This window comes from Rahnella sp. 2050 (genome assembly GCF_040544515.1).
GTDB classification, from domain to species: domain Bacteria; phylum Pseudomonadota; class Gammaproteobacteria; order Enterobacterales; family Enterobacteriaceae; genus Rahnella; species Rahnella aceris.
Window position 1 is genome coordinate 60,571 of record NZ_JBEPKE010000001.1, and the last position, 17,033, is coordinate 77,603.

Here is a 17,033-nt window from a genome sequence, read left to right on the forward strand (position 1 = left end):
TTACTTCCCAGTTGATTTGCTTGGTTTCAGTCCTGGGGTATTACCGGGTGTATCCTTATTATCACGTCTGCGTTGATCGGGTTTTCCTGTTGATTTTGCAATTGGTTTTGGACCAGGTTTAAGCCCCATAATCGTACTCCTTAGCCATGTCAGAGGTTATTCCTCAGTGTGGATATAAGGGGAGCGGTAAGAATTATCAAGCTTGGATGGGCGGTGAAAAGTGACTACTTGACTATTATGTGAGCAATGTCAGCTTTTGACATTTAGAGGCCAGCCCATTACTGAAGTAAGCCAAAAATGAGTCGCGATGAGCCCTCAACAATGAGGGCCACCTCGGAGATTGTCAGGCTGATTGTGCCAATTGACGATGCAGGACCTGAAGACTAGTTCCCGCCCCTGCCCATGCAGCAGCCGAGCCGACCACATACAGGTTTTGCTTGGCGCGTGAGACGGCTACATTGATTATGTTTGGCGGGCTTGCCGCCCACTGACGCGCCCTTTGCTGACTCGCTTTCGGCGCACCCAGCAACAGGATTACCGTGTCCGCCTCTCGGCCCTGGAACGTGTGGATTGTGCCTACACGATCACGGCACCATTCATCCAGCTTTACGCCGAACGTTCGCAGCAGGTCGGTTTCTCTGTCGAGACGCCGACGCATGTTCTGCTCTATGATCTTGAATGGTGTAATGATAAATACGTCTGGATTTGTAATGCCCGATGCTGCCAGCTCTTTTAGCATTCGTACAACCGCTTCGCCCTCATCGGGACACCACTTCGTCTCAGCATCGCCATTGATATCCACCCAGCGAGATCTTCCCAATGCCGAGCCGATAGATCCAGGTCTTTTAGGCCCGACAGCATGGACCATTTGCTTGGCATACGCGATGGAGTTAGAAACGTCGAACATTGGGTTCTGGCAACGCCTGTGAACGAGAAGTGGCAGCCCGACTTCTCGATCACCTACGTCCATGACGAAGGTGGATTTGAAGCGCGATGCCTGATCAGCAAGGGTCTGCGTAGATGCTGCGGGGGCAGACCATTCGACTTGGTCAATGTCAAAGAACTTGCAGATTTCGGCGTTCAGCTTTTCAGGAAGTGAAACTACAGGTGGGATTTGCAACGGGTCACCTACCACGATGGAGCGCTTTGCCCGCATGATAGCTCCAACTGCTGCCTGAGGAACGGCCTGGCCCGCTTCATCTACCAGAAGCCAGCCAATGCTCTCTGGTGGCAGATCCCCGAACATCGTCCGAACAGAGGCGAATGTCGTGGACACGGTCGGCACAACCATGAAAAGGCTCGACCAAAGGTCGGGGAGAAGTTCACGGTGAGCGGAAGACTGGAAGGCACCAGCCACCATGCCCGACATCAATAGCCCAAGATTGTGTTGCAAGCGGCTGGCCGAAGCATCGATGAACGTTTTATGCACAGTCAGGGCAGCGGCGAAAAGATCCTCCCGCAGGCGATGAACCTCATCGGGAAGCCATGGCGCAGTCAGGTGGATAGCCTCGTGCTCGCGCTCGAAGAATCTCTCATCAACGACCCTGTCTCCCATGCGGTTTCGTGCCTCTGCCTCGGTTGCCTTCAATTTCGAGACAGCCTGACATTTGCTGGAAATTTCCTGGTCGAGTTGCTGTAACTGGGACTTAGTATTGCTCCACTCAGTCCTTGCAAGCTCCAGGGCACCGTCTGTCTCCTGCGCCCGTAAGACTGATTGCTGCAAGGTCGCCGAGAGCTTCTGCAGTGTCGATCTCCACAACTTCCAGGCCGCAGTCGCGAACAAACGGGAGAAGAAACCTGGACGGCCAGCAAGATGGCTGTCGAGCATGATCTTATCCTGCTCGATCTGCGATTTTGCCTTCTCATGCTCCCGTTGGCAGGATTCAGCAGTCTGGTGTGCCTCTTCGACGGCTTCATTCAGACTCGTACGACGCTGTTCCACCCTTTGAAGTTCGGTGGTCGCTCCCTTGAGCGCCTGGATATCCCGTTGCATCTCTTCGATGCTGGCGATTTCGGCGTCTACCGTCTCCTTGAGTTTAAGGAAAACGGTTCGTGCTTTCCGCCAGGCCGCTAAAGCGTCCGCTTCGTTGGTACTGGGCCGCTCATTGACGACCACGCTGGGCATCACGCGATCGATGATTTCGCCAGTTTGCTCGTCCTTGATCTCACGCAAGACGTTTAAGCCGCGAGCTGCTTTCAGGTAGGTAAGGAAACCACCGTCTTCATTCCACCAGAAACTTTGCTGGAACGCGCCTCGGTTGCTGCTCTTGCCGAGAGCCGCGGCGATCAATCCCCAGGTTTCGACAGGGTCGGAGGGGATGTCCCCCTCGGCCTCGGCTTCGAAATAGCCGGCGCGTTTGGGATTCGCAATCAGGTCGCTGATGGACCGGAAGTAGGCGATCTGTTCATGGCGACCATTGGCTTCCTTGAGAGGAAGCTCTTTACTGACGTTTTCGACCGCTTTGTTATTGGAGGAGGCTACGACGATCTCATGGCCCCTCAAGGATGCATGTAACTTGTAGAAGTGCAGGAATGCATTGGAACCGAATGCCAGCTTCTCGCCTGTTGTGGAAAAGGCATCCTGCGGTTTATTGAAGCCACACATCGCCGTGGCCCGATCAAGAATGCACCCAACGACAATATCTCGCAGAAGAGTGGTCTTTCCGGTTCCCGGAGGCCCATTGACGCCGATGATACCTGGAGCATCATTCAGCTCAGCACGCGCCGCATTCACGGCAGCCTGTTGAAGCAGCACCAGTGGATGGCCGCCTTTCGAAGGCCAACGAGCCTGCGGCATGAGCGAGGGTGCGACGAATGGCTCAACTGCGGAAATGGGCGATAGCACGTCGATTTTCTGTTCAGGCCTGCCAATTCCCATGTAGCGGCGCAAACCGGCTCCGGCTTTGCCCGTCTCGAGCAATTTGGTTGCTTCACCGAGATCTTCAAGATAGAAGGAATTCAGTAACGAAGGTTCAGGCGGCGCCTTGGCCTTGAAATGATGAAACACCTTAATCGCGAATGTGGGTGGCTCAACCAAATGTTCGGGTACACCGAACTGAGACACAAGCCATCTATAAGCGTTAAGAACGACATCCAAATCGATCGGTATGGGTTCTCCATCCTCGTTGTGGCGGCGAACCATTCGATCCAGATGCTCGATAATGCGCGGCTCAACATTCGGCCAATTCCCTAAGCTCCCAAGCTTCAGGTCGAGAGCCGGCTTGAGTGCCCAGGCAAAACTGGAAACGGCAACGCCTTTGTCCTCAAGCACATAGCCTTCTTTGTCGATCAGGATCGAGCCGATGGCCGCTTTCTTACCGTCCGGGCGTGAACGCTCCTCATCCTCGCCAAAAACCTTGACCAGCTCGTCCGTCGCCTTGTCGAGAGCGATGGAGCCGAGGACGACCTCGAAATAAAGCTTATAACTGGGCTTACTGCGGGCATTTGGTCCCCATGGAACACCTCGCTCCAATAGAGCAACCCTGGAGCGGTCGCCGGTTGCCATATCCTCTGGGCGTTTATAACCTTGAGGCGATAGTGCTTCGAGGGCTGTCCATGCTGCCAGTATTGCTCGCGCATCATTTGCTTTATCTGACGGAGAGAAAGACGGCAGTGGACCTAGATCGATTTGGCCTTTGTCGAATTGCTGTCGCATGGCAGTGTCTGGGATAGCCTTCGGTTGCAGTTGCTCTACAGTTGCAGGTGCATTGTGGGGCACTGCTTGAGAAAATTGTATGGACGCCGAATCGAGATTACATGTTGATGGGCTGGAAGCCGACATGGCGACCTCGCTGCGGTCGCTAATTGCAGTTAGAGATTGCTCGATTTTAGACGTCAGAGTCCGCGCCCTGGCAGTGTTGCGAAAAGTCAGCTCGCTCAACAGCTGTTCAAGTTCACTAACATTGTTGCGGGACTGTTCGAAGATTGCTTCCAGATCGAAGATTGATTTTTGCGCATACTGCCGTGTCTTCATTTATTTCTGCGGCTCCATATCCCTTCAGTTAAGAGATATTATGCTAATTAGCTTGATTTCTAAAACTATTAACTTGCGCTCATGACGTAGATCCAGATCCCGGTGAGATGCTTATCTTCGATTACATTGAAGTGCTCTACAATCGGGCCCGGCGCCACAGTCATCTCGGCGGCGTCAGTCCGGAGGCCTTCGATTTTGAAAAAGGCATCATTCATTTACCATCTGCGAGAAGCCAAAACAGGGATAGAGCGCTACGTATAGTTATCTGATCAGGCAATCGACTTTCTCAAGGTTCTACGCCTTACCTCTGACAAATATCTATTCCCTTCGCAAGCCACAAAGAAGCCAATCCAGCAGAAGTATCTAACTGAAAATTCATGGCGTCTACGTGAAAGTGGTCAAATGCTTGATATACCTCATTGGACGCCGCACGATCTGCGTCGTACAGTACGAACGGGCTTATCTCGTTTACAGTGTCCAAATGAGGTGGCTGAGGCCGTATTGGGGCATACACGTGGCGGTGTTGAAGGAATTTATAATCTTTATAAGTATGATGCTGAGTGCCGGAAGTGGTTGCAGGTGTGGGCGGATTATTTGGATAAGTTGCTTTAGAAGCTATTCCAGAGGAAATTATCAGTTAATAAAGATTGGCAGTTTGGAGGGATATGGGCGGAAATTAGTTGAAGTCCAGTGGTGAATTCAGGGGAAATGATTTTTCATGATTAACGAAGGAGTGTGAGATGAAAGATGTAATTCAGCAAGCAATGGCGAATATTCTTTTTAATAAATTAATGGAATGTTTTGATGATTTAGAGTGTTTGAGCGGTATACAGACAACTAAAGAATTTCGAATTGTAGACGAGTTAGCTGAAAAACTAGAACAGTTATTAAAATTTTCAAATCGTTCACCTTGCGTTGACTACGAACTTGTTATTAATATATGGAATACATTATACAACGATGTTGCAAAACTGAATGATGATTACAATCTTTTGATATTAAAACTAGTTGATATATATAAGTTGAGGATGGGGGATTCTTTTCAGATATTCGGTAGCTTAATAAAGCATGATACTAAGGTTATGCAGAAATTAGATGGGGAAGATTTTAGGAAATTCAAAGAGTATGTCTGTAAAGGTAATGAAATTGTCCGTGACTTCAGAGTCTCCTTGCTTAATTATTATTCTTCCGATCTGACGGATCGATTTCTAAATAATTGCCATGTCATTAATGATAATAATATTAACTATACGTCTATTGAAATTAAAGGAACTAGTATCTACCTAGATCAAAACGCGGTTTCTTATATTGCGAATCATGGAAAATGTATGGAGCAATGCCTTCAGGCTAAGAAAAATAATGTCATTTCTTTCGTTTATAGTTCATATTTAGTAGAAGATTCAATTAACATGAATCCTCTTTTCCTTGAAGAGTATCTCGACAATCTTTTGAAAATCACCAACCATCAGATGGTTGGTGTCATGGAAAATGGGCTTTGTTTTGTCACTGAACCAATATCCCAGACAATAGAGAGAGTTAAAAAATATTCAAAACTTACTAAAACATTCGAAACTCATAGGTTTGTCAAAGTCATCGAACATTATCATAATTATCCTGAACTGAGGAAAGGAAGAGAATTCTACAACGAAATATGTAAAGATCCAATCAAGTTTTTCAATGACGATGGTAAGGTTAATATTCCAGGATTTGAATTAATAGAAAGAAATTTTGGAAATAATCAGCTAATAGCTGATTTAATTAATTCTGGAAAAGTGCGTGAAACAACCCTGCAAGAAAAAAACAAACTTATCGAAGATATTTTAAATTTGTTCGATTTTATAAATTTCGAGACAGAATCTGTCAGGCTTGACAATGCTAAGAAAATCTATAGTAGCTATCGCGATAATAGTCACTTGATACATGCCTGCATTACTGATTATTTTGTTACCGATGACGCGAAACTAAAAAAACGAGGGAATATTATCTATTCCTTAATCGGTTCCAATACTAAAGTCATTAGTTCAAAAGAGTTTAGTCAGCTATTGCCAAAGTTACTAAGTACGGTTTAATTATACGAAAGATAATGGTCTTTTGGTAAGCTGACTTTATTATCTTTGTGGAGTCAGCTGAGCTTTGTTCTCGATGTAATTAGGTGGGTTTAGAAATAGAAATGTATTAATGGTTTTATTGGTAAAGGGAGGTTAATCTAAGCTGAGCGATATGAAAATCCTCAAAATGGATATATTACTCAAACGGAGTGAGTTATGTGGATTGTCTTGCTTATCTCAAGGAGTATCTGTTGAAAATTTAAAATACTTATATTGTGGCTATTTTTTTTGTGCCTAAAATTCATAAAGCTAGTATGTTAAATTAGTAATCCGTATACAATTTTAACCTGCATGCGATGACAGAAGTACTTCGTTTTGAATCGTCAATAGTTCCTATGGCGCTGATCCTGCAAGTTCCTGGTAGATTAGATTTTATAATGAAGGGGGAGCTAGCAGGAAGATATTTTTCTGGTTCAGTTGTATAGTGTGTAACGAACCAACCAAATGTGATAATAGCCATAATGATAAATATGATAATCTTTTTCATGGGGTTTCCTTTTGGAATAAAACATGAATTACTTCAACCAAAAGGAACCCGAATGTTATTCAGTGATTATAACCCGGATACGTTTATATAGAACTGACCCTTATTATCATCAGTTTTTTGTATCCGGTAGGTGATTGGTAGGGAATTTTGCAAGTCTGGTTTTGTAAACGTTAAATCAGCCGCACACTGATAGACATCAAGCCCTGATTTATAGCTAATTGTTCTGACATTTTCAACAGAAATACGCACATCTTTATCCAGTGTCATCCCTTTCTCGATTGTCTTTCTGGCAATATCTACGACTAGATTTTTAGCATCATCACTACTGCATTTCGGCGTTTTCTCACCACAACCAGCCAACAAACCAGCCGCTATTAATACCAGAAGCATTGTTCTTTTCATCTAAGATTCCTTCGTTAATTAAGGTATTTGTTACTGCTTATTAAATAGACCATCCATTGTGCCTGCCGCAGAAATCCCACAGTAGCCTTCGCAACCACGAGTCATCACGCTGGCCTTACCGTTTTTCAGTTCACTAATTACTGCAACACACTGGCTGGTATTGTCATTCCAGATCCAGCGACGCTTCTGGCTTTCTCCGGCAGCTATTTGGTTTGCCGTCCCTTCCATATTGCATACGCCTGAGCCATCTCCTGTTGAGGCATTAATGTTGAATTTAGCATTGCCCTTTCCCGGATTCAGGGTTAGAACCGCTCCGGGTTTTACGTACTGCGCTGCTGCGACAGGTAGCGTTATGGCTGCTATCAATAAGGCCAACAGTTTTCTGTTCATTAATTAATTCTCTATTAAGTGATACGGATGTTTTTGGTGATTTTTCCCAGTGTCAGCGGTCTGCGTTTTCCCACAAAGAAATAAACGACGTTGAATGCGGACTTGCGATGATTCCCTCGACCGAGAGAGGGCCAGTTGCGGAAAGATTCAATCTGTTCTTCTGAGTAGGGCGTGTCAGAGAAGTCAAACAGCACAAGCAAGGCTTTTCCGTCGTGCTTCATCAACTTTTTAACTTCAGTGCTATTTACAGTTGCGGAGACATTCGAACGTGCCGCAGTTGGTTTACGTACTGCAAACTCAACGGCTACATCATCAATGACAAAATCAATGTAACCGTGCCCGGATACAGTTCCTGGCAGCTTGCTTTTTACTTCCGGTGAGACATTATCTGCAAACCAACCCAGCAAATAGCAACGTACCAGAGGCAGTAATTCCCGCTCGCTACATTCGTTCAGACGCAGGGTTTTGACGAACTCCCTGCGATAAAGAGAACTGAAAAAATACTCAAAGTATTCCGTTATTTCAGTGATGGTGGTTGCCATGGCTGCATCCTTTACCTGCTATTAGGTCCATTTTTAAGGGCATACCTTTCCGGCCATAATGTTTCCGGTGTCGTATCCAGAGCCCCGGCAATAATGCGCTCAGCTCTGGGGTAATGACGCTCTAAGGCATTATTTAATGTACGTGGCGCAAGGCCGTGACTGCGTGACAGTGACGCCAGCGTTAACCCTCGCTTGTGAAGTGCTGCCACAATATCGGCACGATGCCAGTTCCCTGAACTTCCTTTGCTCTGCTTTTTCTGCGATGCTGTTGAGTTACGCACAGTATTAACTCCATGGAATCAGTACATGGATATTAAATGCGAATAAAAGATACCTTTCAAGTTCTTTTGGTATCTATTTGTTGGTCTTCATATTAACGCATTGATATCTGGTGAAATTTATATGAGCAGTAAGAGAACAGTTTCGGCTATACCTACTCATCCTGAAGCTTCTGTTGAAGAGGCTAAAGACTGGCTGACAGCAGAGGAATTCACTCATATAGAGGGGATGCCGGGTACGCCTCGCGGTGCGAGAATGCGCTTGGAAAAGCTGGCATCCCTGCACCCGGAAATACGTCGTAAAAGGACTGCCGGAAAAGGCGTTGTTTACCATATCAGCGCAGCCACAATGTCGCTTGATGATGAGAGAAACAGGGCTAAGGGCGAAGCGTTTACTCTCAACGACAGTGATCGCCAGCTAAGCCTCTGGGTGCAGCTGTATCGCAATATGTCGCCAGCTTCGCGGGCGCAACTGATGGAGCAGGCCCTCAGGCTGGTAAAGGACGATCTGATGTCTCAGGGGCCCAATGTTTCTGAACTGGCGGTACAAATCATGAAGCTGCCCGAAGATGAGCGTAAGCGCCTCTTTGAAAAGCTGAACGGGAAGGTGTGATAGCGTCAGTTTTCCGCCATGTCAGACAGAAGGAACCACCCCGGAACCCTGGCCCGTCTGACATGGCGGAATGTAAAGTATGCCATTACTTATTAATGAATAAAAATCTGTTTTCAGTTATTTCCGTTCTGAATTGCGAACTGGTTTCTTATTGTTATTATTTGCAATAAAAGTATATTTTTGGTATAATTTCATTGCTGGGTAGTGTTATTAATTGCAGCCAGCCATTTAAATCATCATATCCTTTAAACGTTCATTCTTGTTAATCCTTCACTGGAGGGTTGACTGTATTTAAAGAACACCATTATGACTATATCTGACAGGGGATATTGTGTATTCATTATTACAATGGCAGGAAGTAGTTAATAAACTCTTTATTAAGTATTATGGCATAGACATTAACGACACTGCCTTTTGTGAGGCAAGTTATATGAAATGATACTGGATTGATTGTGTGCGTCCTTATCAGGCAGTCAATGAATGGGCATATAAGTATGATTTGCACAGACTTGATTCAGTTGACACTCCATTGATTGAAGTTAATGAACTATCCGTCAACCAATACATGGGATTAAAGTGAATAAAATACATCAGGAAGGGCTGACTATGCCCGTCAGTCAGGAATTAATTAACGTCATATTTAAAGAGATGGTAAATCCCCCACAGCATAAAGCTAGAATAGTCGCTGTCAGTCTTTTATTTAAAGACCTGAGTTATAGCGCTGAAAAGGGCGGTTACCATCCTGTCGAAATACGACTTATTTCACGCAATGATGAATGGTATTTTGATTACATCACCGACTTCGGTTATATGGGGACCGTATACCCCGAACTGGAAAAGGAAATTGATATTAGCTGGAGTCAGCAATATGTCTTTCTTGCCCATGTTGGTGATCTGCCTGTTAACGCCGGAAGGGAGTTATTTGAACTCTGGCAATCCAACTTTATTCAGTATCACGCCATGAACGTCTACACCATTACCGTCCTGTGGGAAAGCTAATCCCTCTTTACTAATCATCACTACTGACATGGAGAATTATCTGTGACTGATAACAGAGGGATACGTGCGTCTCAACAGGGCGAATTGGACTGTCTTTGCGGTGCTTATTGCGTAGTTAACATGCTGAGCTGGCTGTATGACGGCAGAGTGAAACGACGCCCCTTAATGAACCGGCTTATTCAGGCTTACCAGCAGCGCTGGCCTTTGCATGAATGGCTGACTGAAGGGATTGAAGAAGACCGTTTAGACTGGCTGATAGCTCAGGTGTTGCAGAAAGGGCATTACAGCCGCCAGTTCCCGGTTGAAATCACCAAACCCTTTGCAGGGAAGCGAGGGTTATCAGACGGGCGACTTTTCAGGGAAATGCAGCGGTTTCTTGACGTCACTGACCATTCCCGCCTGATTATGCTCAGCGACCAGTTTCACTGGTCCCTTCTGGTCAAAATAGATGAAGAAACGCTCTGTTTCTTCGACAGCAACGGGCGAACTTCAATGCCCCGTAAAGCTTTCTCCCTGCGTACTGGCGTAACCCGCCGCCAGCTGTTTCCCGACGCCATTTACTTAATTGAACGGGAGTTCTGAAATGACCATGTTTACCCAGCGTGAAAACCGTATCCTTGACCAGGCGCGCGACATTATAAGCCGGTACTACCAGCGTGGGGTTCAGCTCTGTTCCCCTGATGATGTTCGGCGGTGCGTGATGGTTGAGCTGGCACCGCTTGAACATGAAGAGTTTGGCATCATCCTGCTCGATAATCAGAATCAACTGCTGCACCGCGAAATCCTGTTCAGGGGCACATTAAACTCGGTCAGCGTTCACCCCCGCGAAGTTATCAAGCGTGTGCTGGAACATAACGCCGCCGCAGCCATCCTTGTCCACAACCACCCCAGCGGCGAGCCTGAACCCAGCCGTTGTGATATCAAGTTGACTAAAAAGCTTCAGGAACTGCTGGAAATGCTGGATGTGCGGTTACTTGATCACTTTATCGTGGCGGGGACTGAAACGGTATCAATGGCTGAACGGGGGCTGGTGTGATGCTGAAAGTTACCTGGTTTAATGTACGTTATCACGGGTTATACGCATGAGCGGGGCTGCGTTACGTCAGATCGTGCCGGTGGTGCAAACCACCGTGTTCGATGCTTATATCAGCGGTCTGGCACCATCGGGGCGACGGGGTATCACCAGCTTGTTAAACCGCAGCGCCAGCATAATTAAACGCGGTGCGGATGCTGATAATTACCCATGGGAGGAACTTAACTTCGCCGCTGTCGCTAAAGTGCGCGCGGCACTGTTGGATGACGGTTACGCCGTGTCGTCGGTCAACATGGCATTATCAGCGCTGAGGGGTGTGGCGCAGACGGCTTTTAACCTGAATTGCATGAATGCCGAAACGCTGGCACGTATCCGGTCAGTTAAGCGCGTGAACGGTGATATCCAGCGTAAAGGAAGGGCGCTAGACAAACAGGAAATCCGTGCGCTGATTCAGGCGGCAAAACAGCATCCGCAATTGGTACGTCGCTACCGTGATACCGCCATTGTGCTGACACTTTGTGGAACTGGCCTGCGGGCCGGGGAACTGGTCAAACTTGAGCGCCGGGACTATGGCAACGGCATCCTGACGGTGAGGCAAGGGAAGGGGCGGAAATACCGTGAAATTCACGTGGCGGAAACAGTGGATAAAGCTATCCGCGCATGGCTTAAAGTCAGCGCAAACGAAGCTGAAAATGCGCTGTTTAGCCGAATTCAGCGTAACGATAAAATAGTCGGTCAGTCGCTGACAACAACCGGGTTAACGGGAATCCTGACTGAGTTACAACAAACATCTAGAATTGCGCGGTTTACCCCGCATGATATGCGGCGCACCTTCATCACCCGTTTACTGGAGCAAGGTGTGGATATCAACACTGTACGCCAGCTGGCAGGCCATAGAGATATATCAACCACAACGCGTTATGACTGCCGCGGTGATAGCATGAAAATCAGCGCAAGCAGGCGAATATTTGAATAATTTTCAAGGTCAAATATTGCGTTGACGAAAAAAACGTGGTGGTTTATTCCGGTATTGGCTGTGTTTAATTTCCTCTAAAAGCAGAGCGCCAATAATTGCTGGTACTGCGACAATGAATAATGAATACAAACCAAGCCCCCAGTTATTGGGAATATTCAGATTAAAGTATGAATTCAGAAGGTTTGGCACACTAAAATTAAGCATCCCGCCTATCATTGCCCCAAATAATCCGCCGAGTTTCCTGGCTTCAATCACTTCATACTTCGTAGCGTGATATGCTACTTCAGCCTGGCAACCTGTACATACCATCTGTCCTTCGGCAACAAAAGTATTGCAATGGCCACATGACCACCCCTGAAGGTCAGTATCCTCGTCGAGTAAATTTCCGCCTTCAAGCTCATTTCTTATCCTGCATTCTGTTTCACTTTTCCAACTACGAATGGCGTGTTCAGTGTAGGTTTGCTCATCACTATCAATGAGCTTTGCGCAATTCTGGCAGAGCCATATTCCATTGGATATGTGTTTTCTTTCTTCACTTGAAAGAGATGTGTTAAATCTGGGACCATTCGGAGCAGCGGCTGTTATATGCGCCGCAACACCTATGCGAGTGGCCTTTTCTGCATCGAAATTAGGGCCAGAGGTAAGACAGTTACATCCGGGATTGGAGCAACGATTAGCAACTCTTTCCTGTAGTATCTTCTTCGTTTTTTCAGGGAACTCGTCACGCATATGAGCCATGGCACACCTTTTTTATTTATTGTTAAGGTTTTCTAGAGTATTTATTACCCAACGATGATCATCTAATTTGTCTATTTCAGATAATTTCCATTTACTCTCGCTGGGTGTAAGCAACCCTTTCTCTAGCTGAATTGGGTTTGGGAATTCTAATGAGAGAGATTTAATTCGTTCTTTCTTTTCTAAGTTGTCAACAACACGCAATTCATAATTTTTTTGGTAAAGTTTCCAAAGGGCTTTGGCAGATTTTGTTCTGGCTTCGAATATACAATCAATATAAAAAATATTAATGAGATCATTTACTGTTTTTCTGTAAACAGAACCAAGCCCGCGGGTTTTCTCAGCATAATCTTCACCCTCTAAAAACTCTGCAATTTCGCGCAGTCGCTCACGCGTGTCTTCATGTACGTTCATTTCTATTGTAGGGCCGAAAGTCTTATAAAATTTAGTTCGACTATCCTGTTTGGGGCTGCTTTGGTCAGAATCATTCTGTGAAGGGGATTGCGTTTTCGTGCTGTATTGCTTTGGCATTTCATCTCTCCAAGTCAATTGCGAATAGCATCTTATCATGACCGTCATAATTATGACGGTCAAGAATAATCCTTCACTACCTTATAGAGGATGCAATGCTTATGACGGTCATACGCGCCAATTCAATTTTATGACTGTCATGTGAGACGAAAATTCACCAAATTCATGGTTGTAAAAGCCTGTTCGCATCAGCCGATGCGTAACTTAGGTAGGTTTGTTATGACAGTCATGAAGATCATTAAAGTCCCGGAAGTTCTTGAACGTTGCGCCATGAGCAGGGCTTCACTCTACAGGATGCTCCAGCGTAATGAATTCCCCCGGCAGGTCCGTATCGGTATCCGTTCGGTAGGTTTCTACGAACATGAAGTTAACCAGTGGCTGGCTGATCGCCAGCGTGTTCAGTGAGTGCATGAACGTCTAACAGCACGTTATTCACACACGTATAACCATGAACAGGGAATGTATCAGCCAACGCTGACGCTGGTTAAACTAAAGAATGTGTTCACCAAGATTACTACTTATAGCTGATGGGTTGCTGATGCTCTCTGTTCCTCAATCGGGTTAACGCCTGATAAGGAACACCAATGAAACAGAACAAGTTGCTTAATAAGAAGAATGTTGAATTTAATACATCAAATAAGATTTGCGATAGTTATTACTGGCATAAGATGAAGCTTCGCATCGACTGGCTTTCAATGGTATCCCGTTTCCATAGTGATGAGGAGAAAGCTGAATTTATGCAGAATTTACAGTCCTTACTGGGACAGGGGTGGAAAAACTTTCTTGTGCAGGAGAAATCACCACGGAACGCAACTGGAACACGTCACCCTTATAAATATGGTTTGTGTATTTCACGTAATAAACCTGATGCACCAATGTTGGCATATTTCATGTGGGGACCAAAAACAGCAGGAACTGGTGGATTCAGTATTCAGTTTCATCCTCAGCACATGACAGGGAAACAGATGGATTTGCTGCTTAAGTGGTTGGTTGACCGTCTCGGTGAGATTTTTAATCAACTGCTGAAGCGAGCATGGGTCACCCGGCTGGATATTGCTCTAGATATCTATGGGTGCAAGTTGAATGAATATCTTTGGGGATTGAAACAATCATCAGTTTATAAAGACCACGATAAGCCCCAAGGGCTGCCCGGATTATCTCTTGGAGCAGCAGACTCCCAATTGTCAGGGTTAATTTATGGAAAAATAGATGCTGCTTTATTTAAGCGACTCACATTCTCTGAGCATGCAAGATATGTTTATGAAAAGGGGAAGCGTAAGCGGGAGTTTTTCCTTGAAATTGACAAAGGAGAGTATCCCCAGTTTCTGCGTATAGAAATACGTATTCAACCTGAGTCAATTGGTCCCGGTGAACGTGGATTCAGGCAAAAAGCACTGATGTTGTCTGACCTTGGAAAGCTCAATAACCCTTTTGAGCGCCTTCAGATTTATAAGCGCAAACTGGAGGGCGAACTTATGAATGCTGTTTTTACCAATGACCGGCCCAAAACTAATGGCATCAAAGCATGGATAGATGTGTTAAGGCGTGGTGATTCAAAAGGACGCCTGGCTCGTAAGTTCAGCAGCCTTCTGAAGCTTAATGAGGTAGAGCTGTTCAACAAACAAGAGGTCTGGTCGTTTTGGCCTGTTTGTATGGCTCAGTTGGGGCTGATTATAGGTGCATTAAAGCCAGAATTTGCGACCAAGGAAGAAATGGGCGTTAGCCAGTTTGTGGAGAATATCCGGAAGCGAAAGCGCAGAATACGAAGTCAAAAAGGTGAGGGGCGCAAGCGCTTAAAACGCTAGTTTCGATTTAATCCTTACTTTTGTGGTGGTCTTTTGGCCGCCATATCTTTGTCTTTACGCCAGATGAGGTGGTTCTTCATATTACTTGCATCTCGAATTTCTCCCTTAATACCGCTCATTGTTGCTGAGTTTGATCGCAGTAAACCGACTAACTACCGGTGTTGTTTTGTATTGGATTCGGATCTCGTATAATGGTAGGGAGAAATCGGTAATGGCTTTACCTAATTCTGATGGCTTCAAGGATCGGCTGTATTGAACGATGTAGAGGTTTCAAAAGCTCGAAACTCAGAAAATAACATGCGTCTACAACCGCTATCAAATATCACCGGGTGGAAGTTGTACCGGTTTATAACCGGAAACGTTTTACGTATTCGCTAATCCCATTCTGGCTGAGCTGATATTTATTCGCTATTTGCGTCTGCAAGGTACATAGCGGTGTGTAACATGCTCTGTATACACTCTATCTCTATGTTATTGTATATATGTCATTACATACTATAGCCATTATCCAGTATCAGCCATCATGAGGCACCAGCCTCCAATGATATTATCATCTAATAACCATCTGAACCTTGTTGGGTTCACGTAAGATTTGCGTAATTCAGTTGTAAATAAACGGGGTCAGGGCATGGTGCTTTGATCTCAATATACAGGTGAATTATGAATTCATATATCACGCAAAATAATATCCTTGTAACAGGTTCAACTTTATTTTATTTCAAGAGGATCGTTTTCAGTATTCCTTATAATGGTATGCCAAGCCTAAAGCGTCCTTTTTATCGTAATATATCTTTATTTCTTCAGCATGTTATATGTGTCGCTACCTGTAGTCGTAAAAACAAGAAAAAAGCAAAAATTAAAGCGAATAAGCAATGGTCATATTCTGTGCCAGTACCGTTTGTGCTAGGCAGGAAGAAACTTCCCGGCGTATTTAAGAAAAGTGGGCCGACCCATGAGCGTGCAATGGAGGCGCTGGTAAGAGCGGGAATTATTAAACTAACCGGGTATTCCAATGCTAAAAGTTCATGCCGAGAGTATGCAGTTTCTCAACGTTTTCTACGTAAGTTGTTTGGCAACAACCGCGAGGCATACCTTAGCCGTAAAGATCGCTACCATTATCTGACTGACATTTTCACCAAGCGTAAAAGCTACTCATTTGATGATTTGATTGGAGTTGCCATTGAACGCGGTCAACATCATAAAAATAAACAGTCTAAACGTGAGATCCCTAATGCTGCCTTCAGGGAACTGGTAGTCGGTGTGTGGAACAACCTTGAGCCGCTAGAAATTAATCTGGATGCATTATTGGAATATCATCGCAAACATCCCACAAAGAAAAACAAAATATTTATTTTCAACTTCCTGTCACGACTAGCTGAAACAGGCGTGGAACTGGTTAAAGAATCGCCATTGACGGTTTCTTACAAGCAATCGTATAAAACGGCGTACATCGGCGGTAGATCCTTTGAAATTGGCACAGGCTTTCAGAGTCTGCCTTCTGATATGAAATGGTCGTGCCTAGCGCGGGGACATAACTATGATATTAAGGGATGCCAGCTTGAGATACTTCGACATGAGCTCTTGAATATTGGCATTTCGGCCAAATCGCTGGAAGTTCTGGAAACGAGCTATATCTGCCGGGTGTTACGTGTCGCGGAGGAGCTGGTAAAGCAATTTAGGTTCTCCAGCGTATTCAACGCCGGGGTCGTTACGCTATCACTTAAATCCATCACCTGCCGATTGTTGAATCGTGAGCTAGGCAAGAAAGAAGCAAAGCGAGTACTGAAACGCTGGAAGCGCCTTCTAAAACCTTTACGGCGAGATCTGGCTTTACTGCTGGATCACTACGAAGGCGCAGCATTGACCAACCGTTATGGCAAATGCGTTACCAATGCGGTAGGGCAGCCATTCAACATTACCTATAAAGATGTGACAGCGCGTAAACGTTGGAAGTCAGATGTTATGCGACGAAAGCTGTTGTCGCACATGTTACAGGGGCTTGAAAGTAAGGCTGTCTATGATTATGTTGCCGCCCATAAAGGTGTTTGCGCATTGGAGCACGATGGGTTTGTTTCATATGAAGAGGTCACTGACTGGTCCCATCCATACCTTTTGATTGAGAAAAAGCATTAAGGGGAGTCACTCAGTAAGACTTTGACTC

General features: G+C 45.5%; 17 protein-coding genes and 1 pseudogene. 11 read left to right on the top strand and 7 right to left on the bottom strand.

Features of this window, described 5'->3' with window-relative positions:
- Positions 1-343: 343 nt before the first annotated feature.
- Positions 344-3,973: a DEAD/DEAH box helicase gene (locus ABIC79_RS00245; protein WP_354566383.1), complete on the bottom strand. Its 3,630-nt coding sequence runs from the start codon at positions 3,971-3,973 to the stop codon at positions 344-346.
- A gap of 113 nt (positions 3,974-4,086) precedes the next feature.
- On the opposite strand from ABIC79_RS00245, the pseudogene ABIC79_RS00250 reads away from it, so the two are divergent.
- Both ABIC79_RS00250 and ABIC79_RS00255 read left to right on the top strand, forming a co-directional pair.
- Positions 4,087-4,585, top strand: a pseudogene (locus tag ABIC79_RS00250) (tyrosine-type recombinase/integrase); the annotation flags it as partial.
- 128 nt (positions 4,586-4,713) lie between these two features.
- A complete protein-coding gene (locus tag ABIC79_RS00255; RefSeq protein ID WP_354566385.1) occupies positions 4,714-6,042 on the top strand; it encodes a hypothetical protein in 1,329 nt (442 codons plus the stop codon).
- 592 nt (positions 6,043-6,634) lie between these two features.
- On the opposite strand, the gene ABIC79_RS00260 is transcribed toward ABIC79_RS00255, so the two are convergent.
- The 4 genes from ABIC79_RS00260 to ABIC79_RS00275 are packed head-to-tail and all read right to left on the bottom strand — an operon-like array spanning position 6,635 to position 8,111.
- Complete coding sequence (locus ABIC79_RS00260) at positions 6,635-6,970, bottom strand: hypothetical protein (RefSeq protein WP_354566387.1); 336 nt, start codon at positions 6,968-6,970, stop codon at positions 6,635-6,637.
- 30 nt (positions 6,971-7,000) lie between these two features.
- Positions 7,001-7,360 carry a hypothetical protein gene (locus ABIC79_RS00265; protein ID WP_023277089.1) on the bottom strand — a complete coding sequence of 120 codons (360 nt, stop codon included), beginning with the start codon at positions 7,358-7,360 and terminating at the stop codon, positions 7,001-7,003.
- Positions 7,361-7,374: 14 nt separating this feature from the next.
- Positions 7,375-7,902 carry a hypothetical protein gene (locus ABIC79_RS00270; RefSeq protein WP_006324786.1) on the bottom strand — a complete coding sequence of 176 codons (528 nt, stop codon included), beginning with the start codon at positions 7,900-7,902 and terminating at the stop codon, positions 7,375-7,377.
- An 11-nt stretch (positions 7,903-7,913) separates the two neighbouring features.
- The gene (locus ABIC79_RS00275) at positions 7,914-8,111 is read right to left on the bottom strand and encodes a helix-turn-helix domain-containing protein (RefSeq protein ID WP_236936170.1); all 198 of its coding nucleotides are present in this window, start codon (positions 8,109-8,111) and stop codon (positions 7,914-7,916) included.
- Here ABIC79_RS00275 and ABIC79_RS00280 point away from each other — a divergent pair.
- From ABIC79_RS00280 to ABIC79_RS00305, 6 genes are all read left to right on the top strand, one after another.
- A complete protein-coding gene (locus ABIC79_RS00280) occupies positions 8,039-8,191 on the top strand; it encodes a hypothetical protein (RefSeq protein WP_006324787.1) in 153 nt (50 codons plus the stop codon). The two genes, ABIC79_RS00275 and ABIC79_RS00280, sit on opposite strands and share 73 nt — an antisense overlap.
- A gap of 113 nt (positions 8,192-8,304) precedes the next feature.
- A complete protein-coding gene (locus tag ABIC79_RS00285) occupies positions 8,305-8,793 on the top strand; it encodes a hypothetical protein (protein ID WP_037430717.1) in 489 nt (162 codons plus the stop codon).
- Between the two features lie 606 nt (positions 8,794-9,399).
- Positions 9,400-9,792, top strand: coding sequence for a DUF2787 family protein (locus tag ABIC79_RS00290; protein ID WP_286583375.1), 393 nt, complete (start codon positions 9,400-9,402; stop codon positions 9,790-9,792).
- A 120-nt stretch (positions 9,793-9,912) separates the two neighbouring features.
- Positions 9,913-10,374, top strand: coding sequence for a hypothetical protein (locus ABIC79_RS00295; protein ID WP_006324790.1), 462 nt, complete (start codon positions 9,913-9,915; stop codon positions 10,372-10,374).
- 1 nt (position 10,375) lies between these two features.
- Positions 10,376-10,828: a RadC family protein gene (radC, locus tag ABIC79_RS00300; RefSeq protein ID WP_037430720.1), complete on the top strand. Its 453-nt coding sequence runs from the start codon at positions 10,376-10,378 to the stop codon at positions 10,826-10,828.
- Between the two features lie 46 nt (positions 10,829-10,874).
- Positions 10,875-11,801, top strand: coding sequence for a tyrosine-type recombinase/integrase (locus ABIC79_RS00305; RefSeq protein WP_354566391.1), 927 nt, complete (start codon positions 10,875-10,877; stop codon positions 11,799-11,801).
- Between the two features lie 9 nt (positions 11,802-11,810).
- On the opposite strand, the gene ABIC79_RS00310 is transcribed toward ABIC79_RS00305, so the two are convergent.
- Together ABIC79_RS00310 and ABIC79_RS00315 are read right to left on the bottom strand one after the other, a co-directional pair.
- Entirely contained in the window at positions 11,811-12,539 is a 729-nt protein-coding gene (locus tag ABIC79_RS00310; RefSeq protein ID WP_354566393.1) for a hypothetical protein, read from the bottom strand.
- Between the two features lie 12 nt (positions 12,540-12,551).
- A complete protein-coding gene (locus ABIC79_RS00315; protein ID WP_354566395.1) occupies positions 12,552-13,067 on the bottom strand; it encodes a hypothetical protein in 516 nt (171 codons plus the stop codon).
- Between the two features lie 219 nt (positions 13,068-13,286).
- Between ABIC79_RS00315 and ABIC79_RS00320 the strand changes: the two genes are divergently transcribed.
- From ABIC79_RS00320 to ABIC79_RS00330, 3 genes are all read left to right on the top strand, one after another.
- Complete coding sequence (locus tag ABIC79_RS00320; RefSeq protein ID WP_122458723.1) at positions 13,287-13,472, top strand: helix-turn-helix transcriptional regulator; 186 nt, start codon at positions 13,287-13,289, stop codon at positions 13,470-13,472.
- Between the two features lie 179 nt (positions 13,473-13,651).
- The gene (locus ABIC79_RS00325) at positions 13,652-14,872 is read left to right on the top strand and encodes a hypothetical protein (RefSeq protein WP_354566397.1); all 1,221 of its coding nucleotides are present in this window, start codon (positions 13,652-13,654) and stop codon (positions 14,870-14,872) included.
- Positions 14,873-15,532: 660 nt separating this feature from the next.
- Positions 15,533-17,005 carry a hypothetical protein gene (locus ABIC79_RS00330; protein WP_354566399.1) on the top strand — a complete coding sequence of 491 codons (1,473 nt, stop codon included), beginning with the start codon at positions 15,533-15,535 and terminating at the stop codon, positions 17,003-17,005.
- The last annotated feature ends 28 nt before the right edge of the window (positions 17,006-17,033 follow it).

Bases quoted from the DNA above. Each gene is read 5' to 3' on its own strand.
- ABIC79_RS00245 (WP_354566383.1), bottom strand. From the start codon at position 3,973: ATGAAGACACGGCAGTATGCGCAAAAATCAATCTTCGATCTGGAAGCA.
- ABIC79_RS00255 (WP_354566385.1), top strand. From the start codon at position 4,714: ATGAAAGATGTAATTCAGCAAGCAATGGCGAATATTCTTTTTAATAAA.
- ABIC79_RS00260 (WP_354566387.1), bottom strand. From the start codon at position 6,970: ATGAAAAGAACAATGCTTCTGGTATTAATAGCGGCTGGTTTGTTGGCT.
- ABIC79_RS00265 (WP_023277089.1), bottom strand. From the start codon at position 7,360: ATGAACAGAAAACTGTTGGCCTTATTGATAGCAGCCATAACGCTACCT.
- ABIC79_RS00270 (WP_006324786.1), bottom strand. From the start codon at position 7,902: ATGGCAACCACCATCACTGAAATAACGGAATACTTTGAGTATTTTTTC.
- ABIC79_RS00280 (WP_006324787.1), top strand. From the start codon at position 8,039: ATGTACGTGGCGCAAGGCCGTGACTGCGTGACAGTGACGCCAGCGTTA.
- ABIC79_RS00285 (WP_037430717.1), top strand. From the start codon at position 8,305: ATGAGCAGTAAGAGAACAGTTTCGGCTATACCTACTCATCCTGAAGCT.
- ABIC79_RS00290 (WP_286583375.1), top strand. From the start codon at position 9,400: ATGCCCGTCAGTCAGGAATTAATTAACGTCATATTTAAAGAGATGGTA.
- ABIC79_RS00295 (WP_006324790.1), top strand. From the start codon at position 9,913: ATGCTGAGCTGGCTGTATGACGGCAGAGTGAAACGACGCCCCTTAATG.
- radC (WP_037430720.1), top strand. From the start codon at position 10,376: ATGACCATGTTTACCCAGCGTGAAAACCGTATCCTTGACCAGGCGCGC.
- ABIC79_RS00305 (WP_354566391.1), top strand. From the start codon at position 10,875: ATGAGCGGGGCTGCGTTACGTCAGATCGTGCCGGTGGTGCAAACCACC.
- ABIC79_RS00310 (WP_354566393.1), bottom strand. From the start codon at position 12,539: ATGGCTCATATGCGTGACGAGTTCCCTGAAAAAACGAAGAAGATACTA.
- ABIC79_RS00315 (WP_354566395.1), bottom strand. From the start codon at position 13,067: ATGCCAAAGCAATACAGCACGAAAACGCAATCCCCTTCACAGAATGAT.
- ABIC79_RS00320 (WP_122458723.1), top strand. From the start codon at position 13,287: ATGACAGTCATGAAGATCATTAAAGTCCCGGAAGTTCTTGAACGTTGC.
- ABIC79_RS00325 (WP_354566397.1), top strand. From the start codon at position 13,652: ATGAAACAGAACAAGTTGCTTAATAAGAAGAATGTTGAATTTAATACA.
- ABIC79_RS00330 (WP_354566399.1), top strand. From the start codon at position 15,533: ATGAATTCATATATCACGCAAAATAATATCCTTGTAACAGGTTCAACT.